Source organism: Micromonospora sp. NBC_01405 (assembly GCF_045040155.1).
Lineage (GTDB): Bacteria > Actinomycetota > Actinomycetes > Mycobacteriales > Micromonosporaceae > Micromonospora.
Genome location: NZ_CP109532.1, coordinates 5,532,801 through 5,548,641 on the forward strand (window position 1 = coordinate 5,532,801; position 15,841 = coordinate 5,548,641).

Sequence of the window (15,841 nt, forward strand, 5' to 3'; positions counted from 1 at the left end):
ATGCCGCTGCCGTGGGCCCCCGCCGAACCCCGATGCACGACATTGCCGTCAACCCTTCTCCGCGCCGCTGGTCAGGCCCTCGGTGAGCAGCCGCTCGCCGGCGAAGAACAGGAGCACGATCGGCAGGGTGAGGATCACCGAGCCGGCCATCAGCACCGTCTTGGGCACCTCGACGCCGTCGGCGAGCAGCGACAGCCCGAGCGACACCGTCCACCGGTCCGGCTTGTCGACGAGGAAGAGCAGGGCGAACAGGTACTCGTTCCAGGCGATCATGAAGTCGTAGAGCGCGACCGCCATGATCGACGGGGCGGCCAGGGGGAGGCTGACCCGGCGGATGATCCCGAGCCGGCCCGCCCCGTCGATCGCGGCGGACTCCTCCAGGCTGATCGGGATCGTCTCGAAGTAGTTCTTCAGCATGTAGACCGAGACCGGCAGGGTCTGCGAGATGTAGACCAGCACCAGCCCGAACAGCGAACCGCGCAACCCGGCCCGGGTGAAGACCACGAAGAGCGGGATCGCGATGACGATCGACGGGAACAGGTAGACCGCCAGGAACAGCGCGCTGACCTGCCGGCGGCCGAAGAACCGCAGCCGGGAGACCGCGTACGCGCCGGGAATCGCCACGACCAGGGTGAGCGCGGTGGCGGCGAGGGCGACCAGGCCGCTGTTGCGGATGAAGGTCGCGAAACCCTGGCCGCCGTCGTCGGCGGCCCGGAGCACCTCGGCGTACGTGGCGACGGTGAGCTCGCCCAGCGGCACCAGCAGCGATCCGGGGTGCAGCAGCACCTGCTCGATGGGGCGCACCGAGAGCACCAGCATGTACCAGAACGGCACCAGGGTGATCACGAGGAAACCGGCGATCACCGCCCGGCGCAGCCAGCGCAGGGTCACCGTCTCGAACCGGTCCCGGTCCATCACGACTCCTCCCGGCCGGCGAAGAAGCGCAGGTACAGCGCGACGAAGGCGAGCAGCACCACGGCCAGCACGACCGCCTGCGCCGCTGCCGCGCCGACGTCGGTGCGCGCGGTGAGGAACTGGTAGACCCGGACGCTGACCACCTCGGTTCCGGCGGCCCCGCCGGTGAGCAGGTAGACGTCGTCGAACTTGTTGAACGTCATGATGAACCGCAGCACCCCCAGCAGGGCGATCACCGGCATGAGCTGGGGCAGCAGGATGTGCCGGAAGCGCTGGGTGGGGGTGGCCCCGTCCACCCGGGCGGCCTCCTCCAGCTCGCCCGGCACGGCCTGGAGCCGGGCCAGCAGGAACAGGAACGCGAACGGGAAGTACCGCCACGCCTCGAACGCGATCACCGTCCACAGGGCCGTGGAGTCCTGGGACAGGAAGGGGATCGGGGCGTCCCAGCCCAGGAACCGCTGCCCCCAGTCGTTGACGATGCCGAGCTGCGGATCGAGCATCACCTGCCAGACGAAGGAGACGGCGACCACCGGCGCCACGTACGGCAGCAGCATCGACGCCCGGACGAGGGTGCGCCCCCGGAACGGCCGGCGCACCACCAGCGCGGCGACCAGGCCGATCAGGATCGAGCCGGTGGTGCCGCCGAGGCTGTAGAGCACGGTGGTCCCCAGCGTGCCGGCGAAGCCGGGGGTGTGCACCACCCGGTCGAGGTTGTCCAGGGTGAACTCGCCGAACAGGCCGGTCTTGCGCAGGGTGGCCAGGCGTACCCGCTGGAAGGCCAGCAGGACCGTCCAGACGATCGGGACGCCGACCACCGCCAGGACGACGAGCAGGGTGGGTGCGACCAGGGCGAGGCCGGCGCGGGACTCCCGGCGGCGCAGGGTGAGCGGGCGGCGGCCTGGTCGGGCGGGCCGGCCGGGCCGTTCCCGGGCGGGGGAGTGGCCCGGGCCGGGCGCGGTGGTGGTCAATTGACACCCGCCTTGATCGCCTCGACGTCCTTCTTCGCCCGCCGGGCCGCCGCCGCGGCGTCGGACTTCCCGGACACCACGCCGGCGAGGGCCCTGGGGACCGGCAGTTCGCCGAGGATCGCGCCGACCAGCTTGCCCTGGCCCTGGGTGAGGCCCCAGCGTTGGAAGCTGTCCGGGCTGCTGCGCAGGGCGGCCAGGACGTCGTCGCCGTACACCTGGGCCAGTGGCTGCTTGCGGTCCACGCCGGCCTGGCTGGCGTTCCAGGCGGTGAGGAATTTCTCCGGGTCGTCGGCGGTGCCCTTGCGCACCGGGAACCGGCCCTCGGGGGACATGCCGAACCAGCGCGGGTACCCGTCGCCGAGCATGAACTGGACGAGGGACTTCGCCGGGTCGGCCGCGTCGTCGAGCACCGCCCAGGAGCTGATCTCGCCGTACTGGGCGGGCTGGGCGCCGTTCGGGCCCTTGATCGCGGTGACGAAGCCGCTGTTGCGGGCGAGGTACGTCGGGTCGGCCTGGCACTGCGGGCAGGTCGGCCGGGCGTCGTCGCGCAGCCCGGCCAACTCGTCGAGGATGAACGGCGACCAGACCAGCATCGCCGCCCTGCCGGCGAAGTACGTCGCCCGGGTGGTGTCCACGTCCTGCGCGCCGGGAACGGAGGCGGTGCGCATCAGGTCGCCGTAGAACCGGAACGCCTCGACGCACTCGGGGGAGTCCAGCGTGACCGACCCGGCGTCGTCGGTGAGCTGGCAGTTGTTGGCCAGGGCCAGGTGCTCGAAGGTCTGCTGGGTGAACACGTCGCCCGCCGCGGTGGCCGCGGTGATGCCGGCGACCCCGCCGGTGTTCAGCTTCGCCGCGGCGGCGGCGATCTTCTCGTACGTGTCGGGGACGGGCAGGCCGGCGGCGGCGAACAGGTCCTTGCGGTAGACGAGGAGCTGCCCCCACCCGTCGCTGGGCACGGCGAGCTGCCGGCCGCCGTCGGCGGTGAGCTCCAGGGCCCGGGCGGAGAAGGTCTGCCGCCCCAGCGCGTCGACGATCTCGCCGTTGGCGGACGGGTGCAGCAGCTCGTTGCCGGCCAGGGTGCGCACGCCGGCCAGCGGGACGGACCCGATCACGTCGGGCAGGTCGCCGGCGGCGGCGCTGGTGGCGATCAGGGACGGGAACTGGTCCTCGTTGACGGTGACCAGGTCCACCCTGGTCCCGGTCCGGGCGGTGAAGTCGGCGATGAGCGCCCTGGTGGCGGTGACCCGGTCGGCCACGTCCTCCAGGCTCCACACGGTGAGCGTCTTGGCGTCGCCCGCCTCGTCGTCGCCGCAGGCGGGCAGGGAGACGCCGACTACTGCCAGGATCAGGGCAGAGGCGAACATCCGCATCGAGGGTGATGGCATCGGTGGCACTCCTCTCGAAGGGGTACATGACGGATTCAATACCTTCGATTGATCAATTACAAGACATATGCCGATATTTTGTTCTACGATGGAGCCCAGTACTACCGGGATGTGACTCATGGTCAACTGGGTTGTCTCACTCGCCGGGCCTCGACGGATCAGCCTCGAGCCCTGCGCCCCGGACCCGCTCGGCCCCGGCCAGGTCCGCGTCCGCACCTGCTACTCCGGCATCTCGGCCGGCACCGAGCTCACCCTCTACCGGGGCAGCAACCCCCGGCTGAGCAAGGACTGGGACGACGCCACCCGGATGTTCGTCCCCCGCCGGGCGCCGGTGCCCTATCCGCTGGCCGGCTTCGGCTACGAGGAGGTCGGCGAGATCGTCGAGGCGGCCCCCGACGTCGCCGACCGGCACCCCGGCCAGACCGTCTGGGGCATCTGGGGCCACCGCGCCGAGGCGGTCGTCCGCGCCGACGCGGTCCACCCGCTGCCCGCCGGGCTCGACCCGCTCGCCGCCGTGTTCGCCCGGCCCGGCGCCATCGCGCTCACCGCCGTCATCGCCGCGGACCTGCACCTCGGCGACTGGGTCGGCGTCTTCGGCCAGGGCGTCATCGGGCTGCTCGCCACCCGGCTGGCCACCCTCTCCGGGGCCCGGGTGGTGGCGGTGGACCGGCTGGCCGTCCGGCTGGGCCACGCGACCCGCTGCGGCGCCCGGCTGGTCGTCGACGCGGACGCCGAGTCCGCCGCCGTCGCGCTGCGCCGGGTGAGCGGCGGCCGGGGCGCCGACGTCTGCCTGGAGCTGTCCGGGGCGTACCCGGCGCTGCACGAGGCGATCCGGGCCACCGCCCACGCCGGCCGCGTCGTGGCGGCCGGCTTCTACCAGGGGCACGCCGACGGGCTGGGACTCGGCGAGGAGTTCCACCACAACCGGATCCAGCTCGTGGCGGCCCAGGTGTCCGGGGCCGACCCGGCGCCCGGCCTGGCCGGCCGGTGGACCGGGACCCGGGTCGCCCACACCTTCATGGACCTGGTGGCCGAGGGCAGCGTCGACCCGCTGCCGCTGGTGAGCCACGTCGTCGACGCGGGCGCGGTGGCCGACGCGCTGGCGTTGCTCGACCGCGGTGACTCCGACGTCCTCCAAGTGGTGCTGAGGTTCTAGAGATGACCATTCCGCTCGCCTGCCAGGAGCAGCTGCTCCCCGGCGCAGACCTGATCCAGAAGCACGCCCTCGCCGTCGCGCTCGGCTTCGACGGGCTCGAACTGCGCGGCCGGGGCGACCTGTCCTTCGCCCGCCGGCTGCCCGAGCTGCGCCGGGCCCGCGCCGCCGGCGTGGCGATGCCGACCGTCTGCGTCGAGATGGACCACTTCATCGGCGACTTCGACCCCGACCGGTCCCGCGACGCCGTGACCAACCTGCGCTCCCAACTGTCGGTCATCGCCGAGCTGGGCGGCGTCGGCGTGCTGACCCCCGCCGCCTGGGGGATGTTCTCCCGCCGGCTGCCGCCGTTCGAGCCGCCCCGCCCGCCGGCCGCCGACCGGCGGGTGCTCCTCGACGCCCTCGGCGCCCTCGGCGAGCACGCCCGCGCCGAGGGGGTCACCCTCTTCCTGGAACCGCTGAACCGGTACGAGGACCACATGGTCAACCGGCTCGACGAGGCGGTGGCCCTCTGCGCGGCCGTCGGGCTGCCCTCCGTGCGGGTGGTCGCCGACACCTTCCACATGAACATCGAGGAGGACGACGTGCACGCCGCCCTGCGGGCCGCCGCGCCCTACCTCGGGCACGTGCAGGTCAGCGACTCCAACCGGTGTCAGCCCGGTGCCGGGCACCTGGACTGGCGGGCGCTGGTGCGCACCCTGCTCGAGGTCGACTACCGGGGCTGGCTGGCCCTGGAGTGCCGGCTGCGCGGCGAGCCGGTGCGGGCGCTGCAACAGGCCGCCACCGTGCTCCGGCACGCCGAGCCGAAGCGGGCGGCGGCGTGAGCGCCGGCACCGCCGCCGACGACGCGCCCCCGGTCGGCCCGGCCACGGCCCGGGACCTCGGGGCGCTGCGCCGACTGGCGGTCGCCACCCTCGACGGCAACTGGGAGCACGACCACACCGTCCCGTCGCGCACCCTCTACCCGCACCAGTGGAGCTGGGACTCGGCGTTCATCGCGATCGGCCTGGCCACGGCGCGTCCCGACCGCGCCTGGCGGGAGCTGCGCACCCTGTTCGCCGCCCAGTGGGCCGACGGGCGGGTGCCGCACATCGTGTTCAACCCCGCGCTGCGCGCCGGGTCGTACTTCCCCGGGCCCGGGTTCTGGGACTCCGCCCGCGCCCCGGGCGCGCCCGCCGTGGCCACCTCCGGCATCGTCCAGCCGCCCGTGCACGCCCTCGCCGCCTGGCTGGCGTATCGGCGGACCCCGTCCGAGCGCAGCCGGGCGGAACTGGCCTGGCTCTACCCCCGGCTGGTCGCCCAACAGCGCTACCTGACCGGCCGGCGCGACGTCGGCGGGGCCGGGCTGGCCTGCCTCGTGCACCCCTGGGAGTCCGGGCTGGACAACAGCCCCGCCTGGGACCCGCCGCTGGCCGCGGTGCCCGCCGACGAGGCGGTCATGCGGGCGTACCGGCGGCACGACACCGCCCACGCCGACGCCGCGCACCGCCCCACCGACCTCGACTACGCGCGGTACGTCGCGCTGGTCGACGCCTACCGGGCGGGCCGGTACGGCGACGACGGGCTGGCCGGGCGGCATCCGTTCCTGGTGGAGTGCCCGCTGTTCAACACCGCGCTGGGGCTCGCCGAACACGCCCTCGCGGCGATCGCCCGCGCCGTCGGCGGCGACCCCGGCCCGCACCGCGAACGGGCGGCCCGGATCACCGCGACCCTCGTCGACCGGCTGTACGACCCGGCGACCGGTGCCTTCCACCCCCGGGACCTGCGCACCGGCCGGCTCGTGCCGGCCCGCACCGCGCTCGGCCTGGCCCCGCTCGCGCTGCCCGACCTGCCGCCCCGGCAGGTCGCCACGGTGCTCGCCGAGGCGTGCTCGCCCCGGTTCGGGCTGGCCGCGCGGATGGACCGGCCGCTGCCCAGCCACGACCGGACCGCGCCGGACTTCGAGCCGCTGCGCTACTGGCGGGGGCCGAGCTGGATGAACCTCGACTGGCTGCTGTGGCGGGGACTGCGCACCCACCACCGGCTCGACCTCGCCGCCGGGCTGCGCTCGTCCATGGTGGACATGGTCGCGACGGCCGGCTGCCACGAGTACTTCCACCCGGACACCGGGGCCGGCCTCGGCTCGCCCGCGTTCGGCTGGACCGCCGCCCTGCTGCTCGACGTCCTCGGTGACGCCTCGGCGGGCGACTGAGCCCGGCGGCGGACGGGACACCCACCACCGGGCCCCTAACCACCTGGGTGATCGCACAGCAGCCGCTGTGTCAGCGGCCAGTCGAGATTCCCCGCTGGCGGCCACCTGGCGGGAAGCGATCTGGCCGTGAACGGCTACCGAGCGTCGAGCTTGACCGGCGCACGATGACTCGTCCCGCCGCGAGCGTGGCTATAAATGACCTGGTGCGGAAGAAACCGATTCTTGTCGTCGTCAGCGGTCCGCCCGGCGCGGGCAAGACCACGCTCGCCCATCGACTCGCCCGGAGGATCGGCTGTCCGGCGATCTGTCGGGACGAGATCAAGGAGGGCATGGTCCATGCGGTCGGTGACTTCATCGCCGCGCCGACCGACGAGCTGACCCTGCGGACACTGCCGACGTTCTTCCAGGTGCTGGAACTGCTCCTGACGGCCGGCGTCACCACGGTGGCCGAGGCGGCCTTCCAGGACCGGCTCTGGCGCCCACACCTGCGACCCTTGGGCGAACTCGCCGAAATCCGGGTCGTCCATTGCCAGATCGCGGCCGAAACGGCATGGGACCGCATCCAGCAGCGACAGGGGGAGAGCCCCACCCGGCGCGCACATGCCGACGCGTACCTCATCGACCGGCACGTGCACACGGTTGGCCACGACAGCTTCGACCGCGTCCGACTCGACGTGCCCGAGTGTGATGTGGACACCAGCGACGGCTACCGACCCGGTCTGGACGAGATCGTTGCCTTCGTGAACGCTGGACGATGACCTCGCCGGTCACGTGCCGTGGTTCCGCACCGCGGGTCAAGGCGGACGGTGCGCAAGGGCGGTTCCTTGCACCCTTTTTCGGACTGGCGGTGTTCGCCGCGGCCGGGGCTGTCGTTGGCCGGGGGCTGGCAGGCTAGTTTGCTCGGATGAGTCTTCTCGATGACGTCGCGAGGCGTGACAGTTGGCGGTGCTGGGTGTGTGACGAGCCGGTTGACGCCGGCATGTCGGTGAACGACCCGCGTGGTCCCAGCGTCGACAGTCGCACCGCCGACAAGAAGGCCAAGGTCGTCGAGCGACTCGCGCACCGTGCCTGCAACACCCGCAAGGGCGCGGTCAAGGTGGTCATCGCCTGGCCGGACCGTCTGCACGTGGTGGAGCCCGCGCCGCTGATCACCGTCGCCGAGAGACTCGAACGCAAGGGTGGCCGTGAGCTGGTCGCCCGCTGTCCGAGCAGGAAGGACGCCCAGGAGGCGGCGGACTGGCTGGTCGACCGGTTCTCCCGGCTGGTGCCCGGACTGCCGGTGACCGCAAGCGTCGACGCGGGCGGCGGGCAGTACCTCGTCGCCCTGGCCACCGGCCGCCGCTGACCGGTGGCCCTGGTCGGCGGCGGGCCGCCGCCGACCAGGGCAGCCCGGACCCGAGCCACCACCAGCGCTGCACACCACCCAGACACCCCGCCGCTCACAGTGCGTCGACGGCAGCGAGCGGATCGAGCGCTCTCAGCGGCAGATCAGTACACCTGACCTTCGTCGACGCCCAGCCATGGATGAGGCAATGCGCCCGGCAGCTATCCGAACGCATTGACATCGGCAGGGTCGCGTACGGGCCGTTTCCAGCCGGTGGCGATCAGTTCCTGATCAGAAGGGGGGTGCGTCCTGGCCCATCAACGCCAGCACGACGCCTCCCTTCCCGCTCTTGAGGCTCTGGACCACGACCTTGCCGGTGCTGCCGTCGGGCAGCTCCAACGTAAAGGTCTTCCCGACCGCGTTTTTGGGGCCGTTACCGGCGCTGTTGGCGGGTCGGAAGTCGCCGGCCCACGGCGGGGTCCCACCCTTGCGGGCGGGCTCGGCGAAGAGCGCGGCGGTGCCAGGGGTCCTGGTGCCGTCCGAGGATAGAAGCACTGAGGCGCTGCGATAGGTAGCCATATACGCCAAGGCTATCCCGGACCGCGCTCGTTCGTGCCACGACAACTGCCCCGTCACGCGAACGGCCACGGGGAACGACCCTGATCTGCTACCACCCCTTGGGTTGACCGTGCGTTGGCCGCAGCCTGGGCTAGACCCCGGTCGCCGAACCTGCAGCCTCGGCGGCCGACAGCCCGCCGGCTCGGCCGACGTCTCGTCACCGCGTCCGCACTTGCCCGCACCAGGCCCAGACGCCTCGCAGATTGTCGGCGCGCACGATCGGCGGCTGATGAGGGTGCGTTGCTGGGTGGCCTTCACCAGCTCGGGTGCCATGCCACTGGTGACGTAGCGCGCATGGTGAAAGTGGCAGTCGGAACGATGCCATCGACGGTCGCGACTAGGCATGTACTGGAATCATGTGGTCATGCATGGTGGAGTGCGTGTTGCGCCCGTTGTGCCGGCTGGGTGGACGCGGCGGTGGTGGGCCGTGCTGCGGCTCGCTCTGGTCCTGTTGTGGCTGCTTGCGGCAGCCGTCAGCTGGTGGACGGCGCCCCGGAAGCAAAGCTATGCGCAGGCTAGGGCGGACGTGGCCGCCGGCCACGTGACGGCATACCAGTGGGGACAATTTCGACCAGGTCACCACCACAGGCACCGTTGACCCGGCGAGCTACTCCGGGCCCGGTGCCGTTGGTATTGCACAGGACCTGCGGGCTGACGGCCTGGAGGACCGCGCCGGCGAGGTCCGTCCCCTGGGGGTCGCCGTCACCGGGATCGGCCTGGTCCTCGCCGCCGTCTTCCTCGGCGTAATTGTTGCCGGTCCGGCTCCGGCCCTCGGCACTCGATGGTTCTGGTTCTGGCTGGTCTCCGCCGCACCGTACGGCCTCGGGATGCTTCTCTGGTTGTCCCGGGACCACCCGTGGTCGCGTCCAGTGGCGCCGGCCGCCATGCTCGGCGATCGGGAGCGGCGGGACCGTGGGATCCTCGGTCTCGGTCTCGGCATCCTCGCGACGATCCTGATCAGCATTCTGCTGCTGACGCTCCACGAAGCCCTCGGTGATCGGTGGGTACCGCTGCCTGCTGCCTAGAACAACCAGAGATAGTGGCGCGATCGAACACCCAGGCCCCGACCGTACGTCCTAGAGAGTGGTTGCGGCGCCGCCATCCACCGCGAGCGGCAGGCGGCATGAGCGGGTGGGTGATCAAGCGGCGCCATCAATCTGCCCGAGCCATCGACGGACCGCTGAGAAATCCGCTTCGGTCAGGCCCACGTACGGGTCGACACGTTGCAGCAGCGCCCGCACCGGATGGTGTGCTGCTACCCATCGCCGGTCAGCATCAGTTATCTCGTCGTCAAGCCAGACGAATGGGCGGCCGGCTGCCCACCGGATGAGGAATACGGTCTTCCAGTGCAGGCCGTGCTCCGGATCCTCGTCGTCGTCCGGCCAACCGACTACCGGCAGGTCCGGAAGCCCGAGCCGTGGCGAGATGACCTCGTTCGCCTCCGCCATCCATGTCGTCGCCCAGACCAACTGGCATCCCAGTGCCAACAGCCTCCGCCCGTCGCATGGGTCAAGCCGATCGAGCAGCGGGTTGCCAGTACCGTCCGGTGGCTGCGCCACGCCACCACCCAAAGAACGCTCACGGCTGATCGGCCGGGCTCTGAACGGGATCAGCGGTCCATCGACATCGACGAATATCAAGGGGCTGGTGGTAAGGCCGGCCATCACGCCCGAACCGTATCGTGGGCCCATCCGGGCTGAGCCAGGTGTGCGTACTGCACCTGGCCCGACAGGGTGAACGACCTGGCAACGCGGCTCGTACCCGAGGGCCCAGTTCTGGATACGTCAGGCGCTATGAATTGTCCGTTCCGGAGTGTTGAACAGACGCCGGCTCGGCGAGTCGCCACGTTGGCGCGGTTTCCTGCAACACGGTGTCGATGAGGCGAGCTATGCCCTGCTCACCAACGATGGCTGTCGGGTCTTGCTCGTACTGCTGAACGACCTGCCGCACGACCGTCAACGATGGGTCTCTGTCGAGTGCCCACCGTGCGGCTTGCGCCTTGGAGCAGTGCACGTTCTCTACCGCGAATCGCCAGATGCGGCAGGCGGTAAGCACCATGAAGGCGGCGTTCTCGGTGTCATCGGTGAGTGACCGCCAGGTCATCAACCAGTGCCTGCCACGATCAACGATCCAGTCGGGCGGAACAGGTGCGATCACCTCACGCGGTGGAGCGCCCTTGAGAGCACGCCCGTCCGCGCGTGCCATGGACAACTCGGCAGGCAGATCGGGCGAAGCTGCCACCCGACGTTCCACCTCGAACCCGGTGGACGATCGGTCGTAACGGCCGATGTAAAGCTCCAGAGCAGGCGTCCGGTTCGGCGCGCTGGCGATCTCGGCCGTGATGACATGGAGATCGATGCCGGCCGCGCTGCCGACGTCCGCCTGGCGAACCAGGCGCTCCAGGACCATTGACTGCGCATCGGAAAGGCCGCCTTCGATGACGATGAGCAGGTCAATGTCGCTGCTTCCGGCACGGAAGTCGCCAGCCGAAAGTGACCCGTGCAGGATCACTGACCGGGCATCAGCACCGATGCTGTCGGCGAAGAGGTCGGCAAGTCGTTCAGCAGCGGTCAAGGCGGGCAATTCATCAACGCTGGCCATGCGGGTGTTCTACCAGAGGACCTCACGTGACGTCGGCACGATCAGATGCGCTGTCATCGGCAAAGCCGCGAGCGTTGGCCATGTCCCGGAGGCCATGTACGCGGCCAGGATGTGGTTGGGGTGCCGGTCGAGGTCCTTGCGGGCCCGGTCGTAGCGCATGGTGAGTGCTTGACCGCCGCAAAGACGACTCGCCCGACGAATTCTCCCGTCCACGCGGCTGGCAGTGGGCGTGGGTGGGGGTGTGGCTGATGATGGTCGGTGATGCGGCGCTCGGCAACGACCGATCGTGGTTCGAGCGTGCCTGGAAGGGTGCCATCGCGCTGCTCGTTGCCGTGACGGTCACAGTCGCTGTGTGGCGTCACTACCGGTGGCGAAAGCGTGTCCGACTTGCGGACGACTCACCTCCACCCGTCACCTGGCCGCCCCGGTTGGACTCGTAGCCTTCCCTGCGACTGCCTGCTTGCTCAGTGCAGGGCGATGTGGGCGTCGGTGAGGAAGCGGTCGCGGTCGTCGCCGTGGGTGATTGCCGCGTTGTATACGGCGTTGATCGCGGCGACCAGCGGATCGTCATCCGCCAGGGCGATCAGGGCGGAAAACGCGGCGGCCTGCTGGAGCATCTCGATGACGCCGCGTGTGCCGAACGCCTTTGAATCTAGGACGCCGTGTGTGTCGCACGCTTTTGAAACTAGGATGCCGCGTGTGCCGAACGCCTTTGGGCCCAGGCGGAGCGGGACGGTGGTGTGCGGCACCTCGGGATCGGACATGAGCCGTTTGAACGCGGCGGTGCCGCTCTGTTCGGTGAAGGACCGGGGCAGTGGACGGTCGGCCTCGGCGTCGGCGAGCGCGTCGGCGATCCACCCGATCTGCTCCAGCCCAGCCACCCGCATCGCGCGGCGGGCCGCCCAGCAGGCTGCCTCCCGCTGGCGTGCGGCGGGCAGCGCGTCGATGCGGTCGAGCAACGGGCGGTCGATCTGGGCAAGAAGCTGCGCCTGGCTGAGGAGCCCACGGACACGATCCGACGGCGGAGCACCTCCCCACTCCTCGGCCTCGCGCTCGGCCTGCCGGCGGCGAATCCTCTCGGCCAGCGCGGTCGCCTCGGCGGCCCGCTCACGCAACGTCTCCATCCACGGATACGACCCGAGGGTGTCGAGCAGATGGTCCCAGATCAGGCCGAGGGCGAAGGCGTGCCGGCCCAGCACTCCCTCGTGCCGCAGCGTGAAGCCGTCGGGACCGGACGTCAGCCGTACGGTACTCGGCTCGTCGTCGGGCAGCGTGGCCAGCGGCTGCGGGAAGATCGGCTCGTCGGCGGTGGCCCAGGACCATGTGAGAGTCCCGCTGTCGACCCGTTCCAGCCGGACCTCCAGGTCGCCGGCGGGCAGCACCCCCACCGAGACGTCGACCGGCGCGGGCCGGTAGCGGACCACCGCCACCCGGGACAGGCCGGTGTCGTCCTCGTACGGGTCAGGTGGCAGCGGCGGCAGGATGGCCGGACGGCCGGACGGGCGCGGTACCAGTGACCGCATCGCCCACCCGGCGGCCTTCGCCGGTTTCTGCTCCCAGTCGCGGCCCTCCGGGTCGGCCAGCACGGTGCGCCATGGCGTCTCCTCGGACACCGCCCAGATGTGCAGCTCGTGCCGCTCGGGCGGGTCGTCGTCTGTGCGTACGGTCTCGTCCAGGCGGTCGCGCGCGTGCACCCGCACCCGGATCAGCCCGCGCGGGACGGCGACGTCGGTGAGGGCCTCCGCGAAGCCGCCCATCAGGCCGACGACCGACAGCCGGCCGCTGGGAGTCCAGAGAGTCGCCTCACTGATCGCGTCCCAGTCGACGTCGACCTCCGTTGGAGGCCTGGGCAGGACACGGACGCGTGCCTCGATCCAGCCGGTGTGTATGCCGCAGAAGCCGGTGAACTGATACGGCCCGCCGACGTGCAGCAGGTTGTCGCCGAGGGTGTAGATCTCCGTGCCGGACGCGCCCGGCACGGCAGACACCTCGTACTGGCAGTGGCTGACGAACAGTCGTGCGAAGTCGGTCACGGATGCCGGAGTTCGATGATCTGCGCCAGGCAAACCGTCCATTCCCAGATCCTACGGCCGTCGTCATCGGACCTGCGAAGCACGGATTGCCGTCCCCTGCCTGCAGCGCAGGGTCTGGTCACCGCACCGGCTTTGGTGGGGATCGGCGTCGGGCCCCAGCAGGTCAGGAGAGGGTGGACGCCCGGCCGTCAGACGTCGGATTCGAGGGCGAAGGTGTTGCCGTCCGGATCCTGGAGCCACGCGATACGTCCACCGCCGGCCCGAGCGGTGATTCCCTTGGCGTCATGTTCGAACTGGTCGTATCGGATGAACTCGACGCCGGACGAGACGAGCTCGTCAACGATCTGGTCGATGTCGTCGACGTACCATGTCGCCAGTGTCGCCGGGCTCTTTCCAGCAGTAACCGACTGGTACACGTTCAGTGCCGCCACGCCGCCAGAACCATAGACGCGGCTGCCATCGGCGATGTTGGCGCTGGGGCCCGACTGCAGCGCCTGTAGGCCCAGCTGGCCTTCGTAGAACGCGACCGCCCGTTGTATGTCGGACACGGCGATCGAAGTTCTGAGGTGATACGTGCTCAACGGCATGAATTACTGTCGCACACGCAGCGCACTGGAGTCGGGGCGAGCAGGGGTGCGAGGGTGTCGATGACCCGGTGGGCGGCGGAGTGCGACACCCCGAACAGCGGGCCGATCTGCCACGTAGTCAGGTTCGTCCGCCAGTAGGTCGCGACCAGCAACACCTGATCGGCGAGGTCGAGCGACCACTGCCGGCCCGGCCGACCATCAGCGATCGTGTCACCGCCGCGCTCGGCGACCAGCCGGACCAGCCTGCGGAACTGGGCGGGTTGCAACCCTGTGAACGGGAAGATCCACTCCGGGCGAGCCCGCCGAAATCACCTGCATCCCGCATTGATCCACCATGGACCTGCCACTGAGTTGCGAGACGTCCCTTAAGTGCGCCTCTCGAAGGCCCCGGCGAGTCCCCTGGGACCACCCCTGACTTCGGGTTCTGGAGGTCGACCCTCACGGCAGGCAGGCAGGCAGGCAGGCAAGGCGTGATGGCACCGCCTGGGGCGGCGCGCGGGTCGCGGCAGATCTGGACGTTCTGGGACTCCCCGTGCCGACGCTGACGTGCAAGCATTGTCATATGGATAAGCAGGTCGTCGACCTCGACAGCGCTCAGAGTCGCTCCGCCCGCTTCGGCAGGCTGCCAGCGCGTGTCCGCCCAGACGCCACCGTTGAGATGGTCGAGACCTCACCGCCCCAGGGCAGGCCGGACGCAGCGGGCACTGAAGAACAACGTCAGGTGTCTCTCGCCGGCGGCTGATGGCGTCACCACGCGCTCGTCGGCTACGACCTCGCGCCGCCTCCGAGGGCAGCGGCTGTGCTCCGAGGCGAGCGGTCAGCGGCAGATCCGCGCACCCACCTCGGGACCCGCACGGTCGGTGTCATGTCAGCGTGGCAGCCTTGGTGGGGCCGGGCAGGTTCAGCACCGAGCAGGATTCAGTCGGGTCGTCAGTGAGTTCGTAGAACGTGCTCAAGCCGCTGTTCGAGTCGGCTGCGGGCGAGGTCGTCATTGATGTCCAGCCCGGAGTCGCGCCACGGCTGGACGACTTTCGCTGGGTCCGGCAGGTAGCCGACGATGTCCATGACGTTCCAGTACCGGAACTCGTCCTCGTCGTGACGGCCATCGGCCCGGCGCCGGTACGCGTTCGTGAATCTGGCCCCAGCCTCAACGCCGTGCAACATCGCCAAATAGGTGGCGGCGTGTGCGACGTCCAGGGTCGCCGGCCCCCACGATGTCTCGACCCAGTCCACTACGCCGCTGATACGCCCTTGCGACCACAACAGATTTCCCAGATGGAAGTCTCGGTGCAGGAACGTGCCTGCGTAGGCCGGCGCGGGTTGTTCCAGCAACTCGAACGCCTGACGCCATAGCTGTCGCCGCTGCGCCCACAGCGGCACCACTCGTTTGCCCGGCGCCGCCCACGACTGGTACTGCCGTGGCCTGTTCCGCCCAGGCGCGAACTGATGGATGCCTACGAGAACCTGCGCCATCTCCTCCAGAACGCCGTCCGTGGCAGAGGTCAAGCACAGACGCCCAGGCAGCCAGGACATGAGGTGCGCCGGTGCCCCGGCGATCTCCCCGGACAGATCGAGGGCGACACTTCGCGGCACCGGAATCGACGACTGTTGCAGTTGCTGCTGGACAGCCGCCTCTCTGGAAAGCAGCCCGGCAGCGTGTCGGCGCCACGGCTCCTTCGTCATCAGCCGCAGTACAGCCTGCTCGCCGTCGTGTCCGGTCAGGCCCAGCATGGTGGACGTCGAACCACCCGTGAGACGCCGCGCCCTGGTGATCCGACGCTGCCAGGTCGTCTCGACCCAGCGAATCTCCACCTCGGTCGCACTGTCCACAAGTACCACTCTGTCACCGACATGACCGGACGTTGGCCGGCTGCTAACCTGCCGCCCCTCGATCGCCGAGCCCTGTCGCACTTCACCTGGCGGAGTCGTGTCGCGCGTCAGTTGTCGGATCACACCTGTCCGCCATCGACTGATGCGCGACACACGTCCGCCAACTGATCTGCGACACCTCAGCGCGCCAATCGCGGCAGAAGCGGATGCTCGTGTCGCACTTTCGGTATACCTTC

14 protein-coding genes and 1 pseudogene are annotated in these 15,841 nt (G+C 70.3%); 5 read left to right on the plus strand and 10 right to left on the minus strand.

The window, feature by feature from the left end; genetic code table 11:
• Positions 1 to 48 precede the first annotated feature (48 nt).
• From OG559_RS23935 to OG559_RS23945, 3 genes are read right to left on the minus strand one after another with little or no spacing between them, the layout of a single operon-like run.
• Positions 49 to 915, minus strand: coding sequence for a carbohydrate ABC transporter permease (locus OG559_RS23935; protein WP_405107267.1), 867 nt, complete (start codon positions 913 to 915; stop codon positions 49 to 51).
• Positions 915 to 1,883, minus strand: coding sequence for a carbohydrate ABC transporter permease (locus tag OG559_RS23940; RefSeq protein WP_405107269.1), 969 nt, complete (start codon positions 1,881 to 1,883; stop codon positions 915 to 917). Before OG559_RS23940 ends, OG559_RS23935 begins: the two co-directional genes overlap by 1 nt.
• On the minus strand, positions 1,880 to 3,247 hold the full coding sequence (locus OG559_RS23945) for an ABC transporter substrate-binding protein (RefSeq protein WP_405107272.1): 1,368 nt from the start codon (positions 3,245 to 3,247) through the stop codon (positions 1,880 to 1,882). The genes OG559_RS23940 and OG559_RS23945 overlap by 4 nt, the downstream gene beginning before the upstream one ends.
• Positions 3,248 to 3,386: 139 nt before the next feature.
• On the opposite strand from OG559_RS23945, the gene OG559_RS23950 reads away from it, so the two are divergent.
• From OG559_RS23950 to OG559_RS23970, 5 genes are all read left to right on the plus strand, one after another.
• Positions 3,387 to 4,424: a zinc-binding dehydrogenase gene (locus tag OG559_RS23950; protein ID WP_405107275.1), complete on the plus strand. Its 1,038-nt coding sequence runs from the start codon at positions 3,387 to 3,389 to the stop codon at positions 4,422 to 4,424.
• A 2-nt stretch (positions 4,425 to 4,426) separates the two neighbouring features.
• Positions 4,427 to 5,245: a TIM barrel protein gene (locus tag OG559_RS23955; protein WP_405107278.1), complete on the plus strand. Its 819-nt coding sequence runs from the start codon at positions 4,427 to 4,429 to the stop codon at positions 5,243 to 5,245.
• 65 nt (positions 5,246 to 5,310) lie between these two features.
• On the plus strand, positions 5,311 to 6,612 hold the full coding sequence (locus OG559_RS23960; protein ID WP_405116913.1) for an MGH1-like glycoside hydrolase domain-containing protein: 1,302 nt from the start codon (positions 5,311 to 5,313) through the stop codon (positions 6,610 to 6,612).
• Positions 6,613 to 6,659: 47 nt separating this feature from the next.
• Positions 6,660 to 7,370 carry an AAA family ATPase gene (locus OG559_RS23965; protein WP_405107280.1) on the plus strand — a complete coding sequence of 237 codons (711 nt, stop codon included), beginning with the start codon at positions 6,660 to 6,662 and terminating at the stop codon, positions 7,368 to 7,370.
• A 146-nt stretch (positions 7,371 to 7,516) separates the two neighbouring features.
• Entirely contained in the window at positions 7,517 to 7,957 is a 441-nt protein-coding gene (locus tag OG559_RS23970; RefSeq protein WP_405107283.1) for a hypothetical protein, read from the plus strand.
• Between the two features lie 270 nt (positions 7,958 to 8,227).
• Here the strand turns inward: OG559_RS23970 and OG559_RS23975 are convergent, their stop codons facing one another.
• The 7 genes and pseudogenes from OG559_RS23975 to OG559_RS24005 all read right to left on the minus strand — a co-directional run bounded on the left by OG559_RS23975 (position 8,228) and on the right by OG559_RS24005 (position 15,605).
• Positions 8,228 to 8,491 carry a hypothetical protein gene (locus OG559_RS23975; RefSeq protein ID WP_196203809.1) on the minus strand — a complete coding sequence of 88 codons (264 nt, stop codon included), beginning with the start codon at positions 8,489 to 8,491 and terminating at the stop codon, positions 8,228 to 8,230.
• 1,202 nt (positions 8,492 to 9,693) lie between these two features.
• The gene (locus OG559_RS23980) at positions 9,694 to 10,218 is read right to left on the minus strand and encodes an HAD domain-containing protein (RefSeq protein WP_405116916.1); all 525 of its coding nucleotides are present in this window, start codon (positions 10,216 to 10,218) and stop codon (positions 9,694 to 9,696) included.
• A 127-nt stretch (positions 10,219 to 10,345) separates the two neighbouring features.
• Positions 10,346 to 11,155: an aminoglycoside adenylyltransferase domain-containing protein gene (locus OG559_RS23985; RefSeq protein WP_405107286.1), complete on the minus strand. Its 810-nt coding sequence runs from the start codon at positions 11,153 to 11,155 to the stop codon at positions 10,346 to 10,348.
• Between the two features lie 464 nt (positions 11,156 to 11,619).
• Positions 11,620 to 13,188 carry a hypothetical protein gene (locus tag OG559_RS23990; RefSeq protein WP_405107289.1) on the minus strand — a complete coding sequence of 523 codons (1,569 nt, stop codon included), beginning with the start codon at positions 13,186 to 13,188 and terminating at the stop codon, positions 11,620 to 11,622.
• A gap of 188 nt (positions 13,189 to 13,376) precedes the next feature.
• Positions 13,377 to 13,775, minus strand: a complete 399-nt coding sequence (locus OG559_RS23995; RefSeq protein WP_405107292.1) for a VOC family protein — start codon at positions 13,773 to 13,775, stop codon at positions 13,377 to 13,379.
• Between the two features lie 20 nt (positions 13,776 to 13,795).
• Positions 13,796 to 14,093: pseudogene (locus OG559_RS24000) on the minus strand (transposase family protein); the annotation flags it as partial.
• Positions 14,094 to 14,705: 612 nt separating this feature from the next.
• Positions 14,706 to 15,605, minus strand: coding sequence for a phosphotransferase family protein (locus tag OG559_RS24005; RefSeq protein WP_405107295.1), 900 nt, complete (start codon positions 15,603 to 15,605; stop codon positions 14,706 to 14,708).
• Positions 15,606 to 15,841 lie beyond the last annotated feature (236 nt).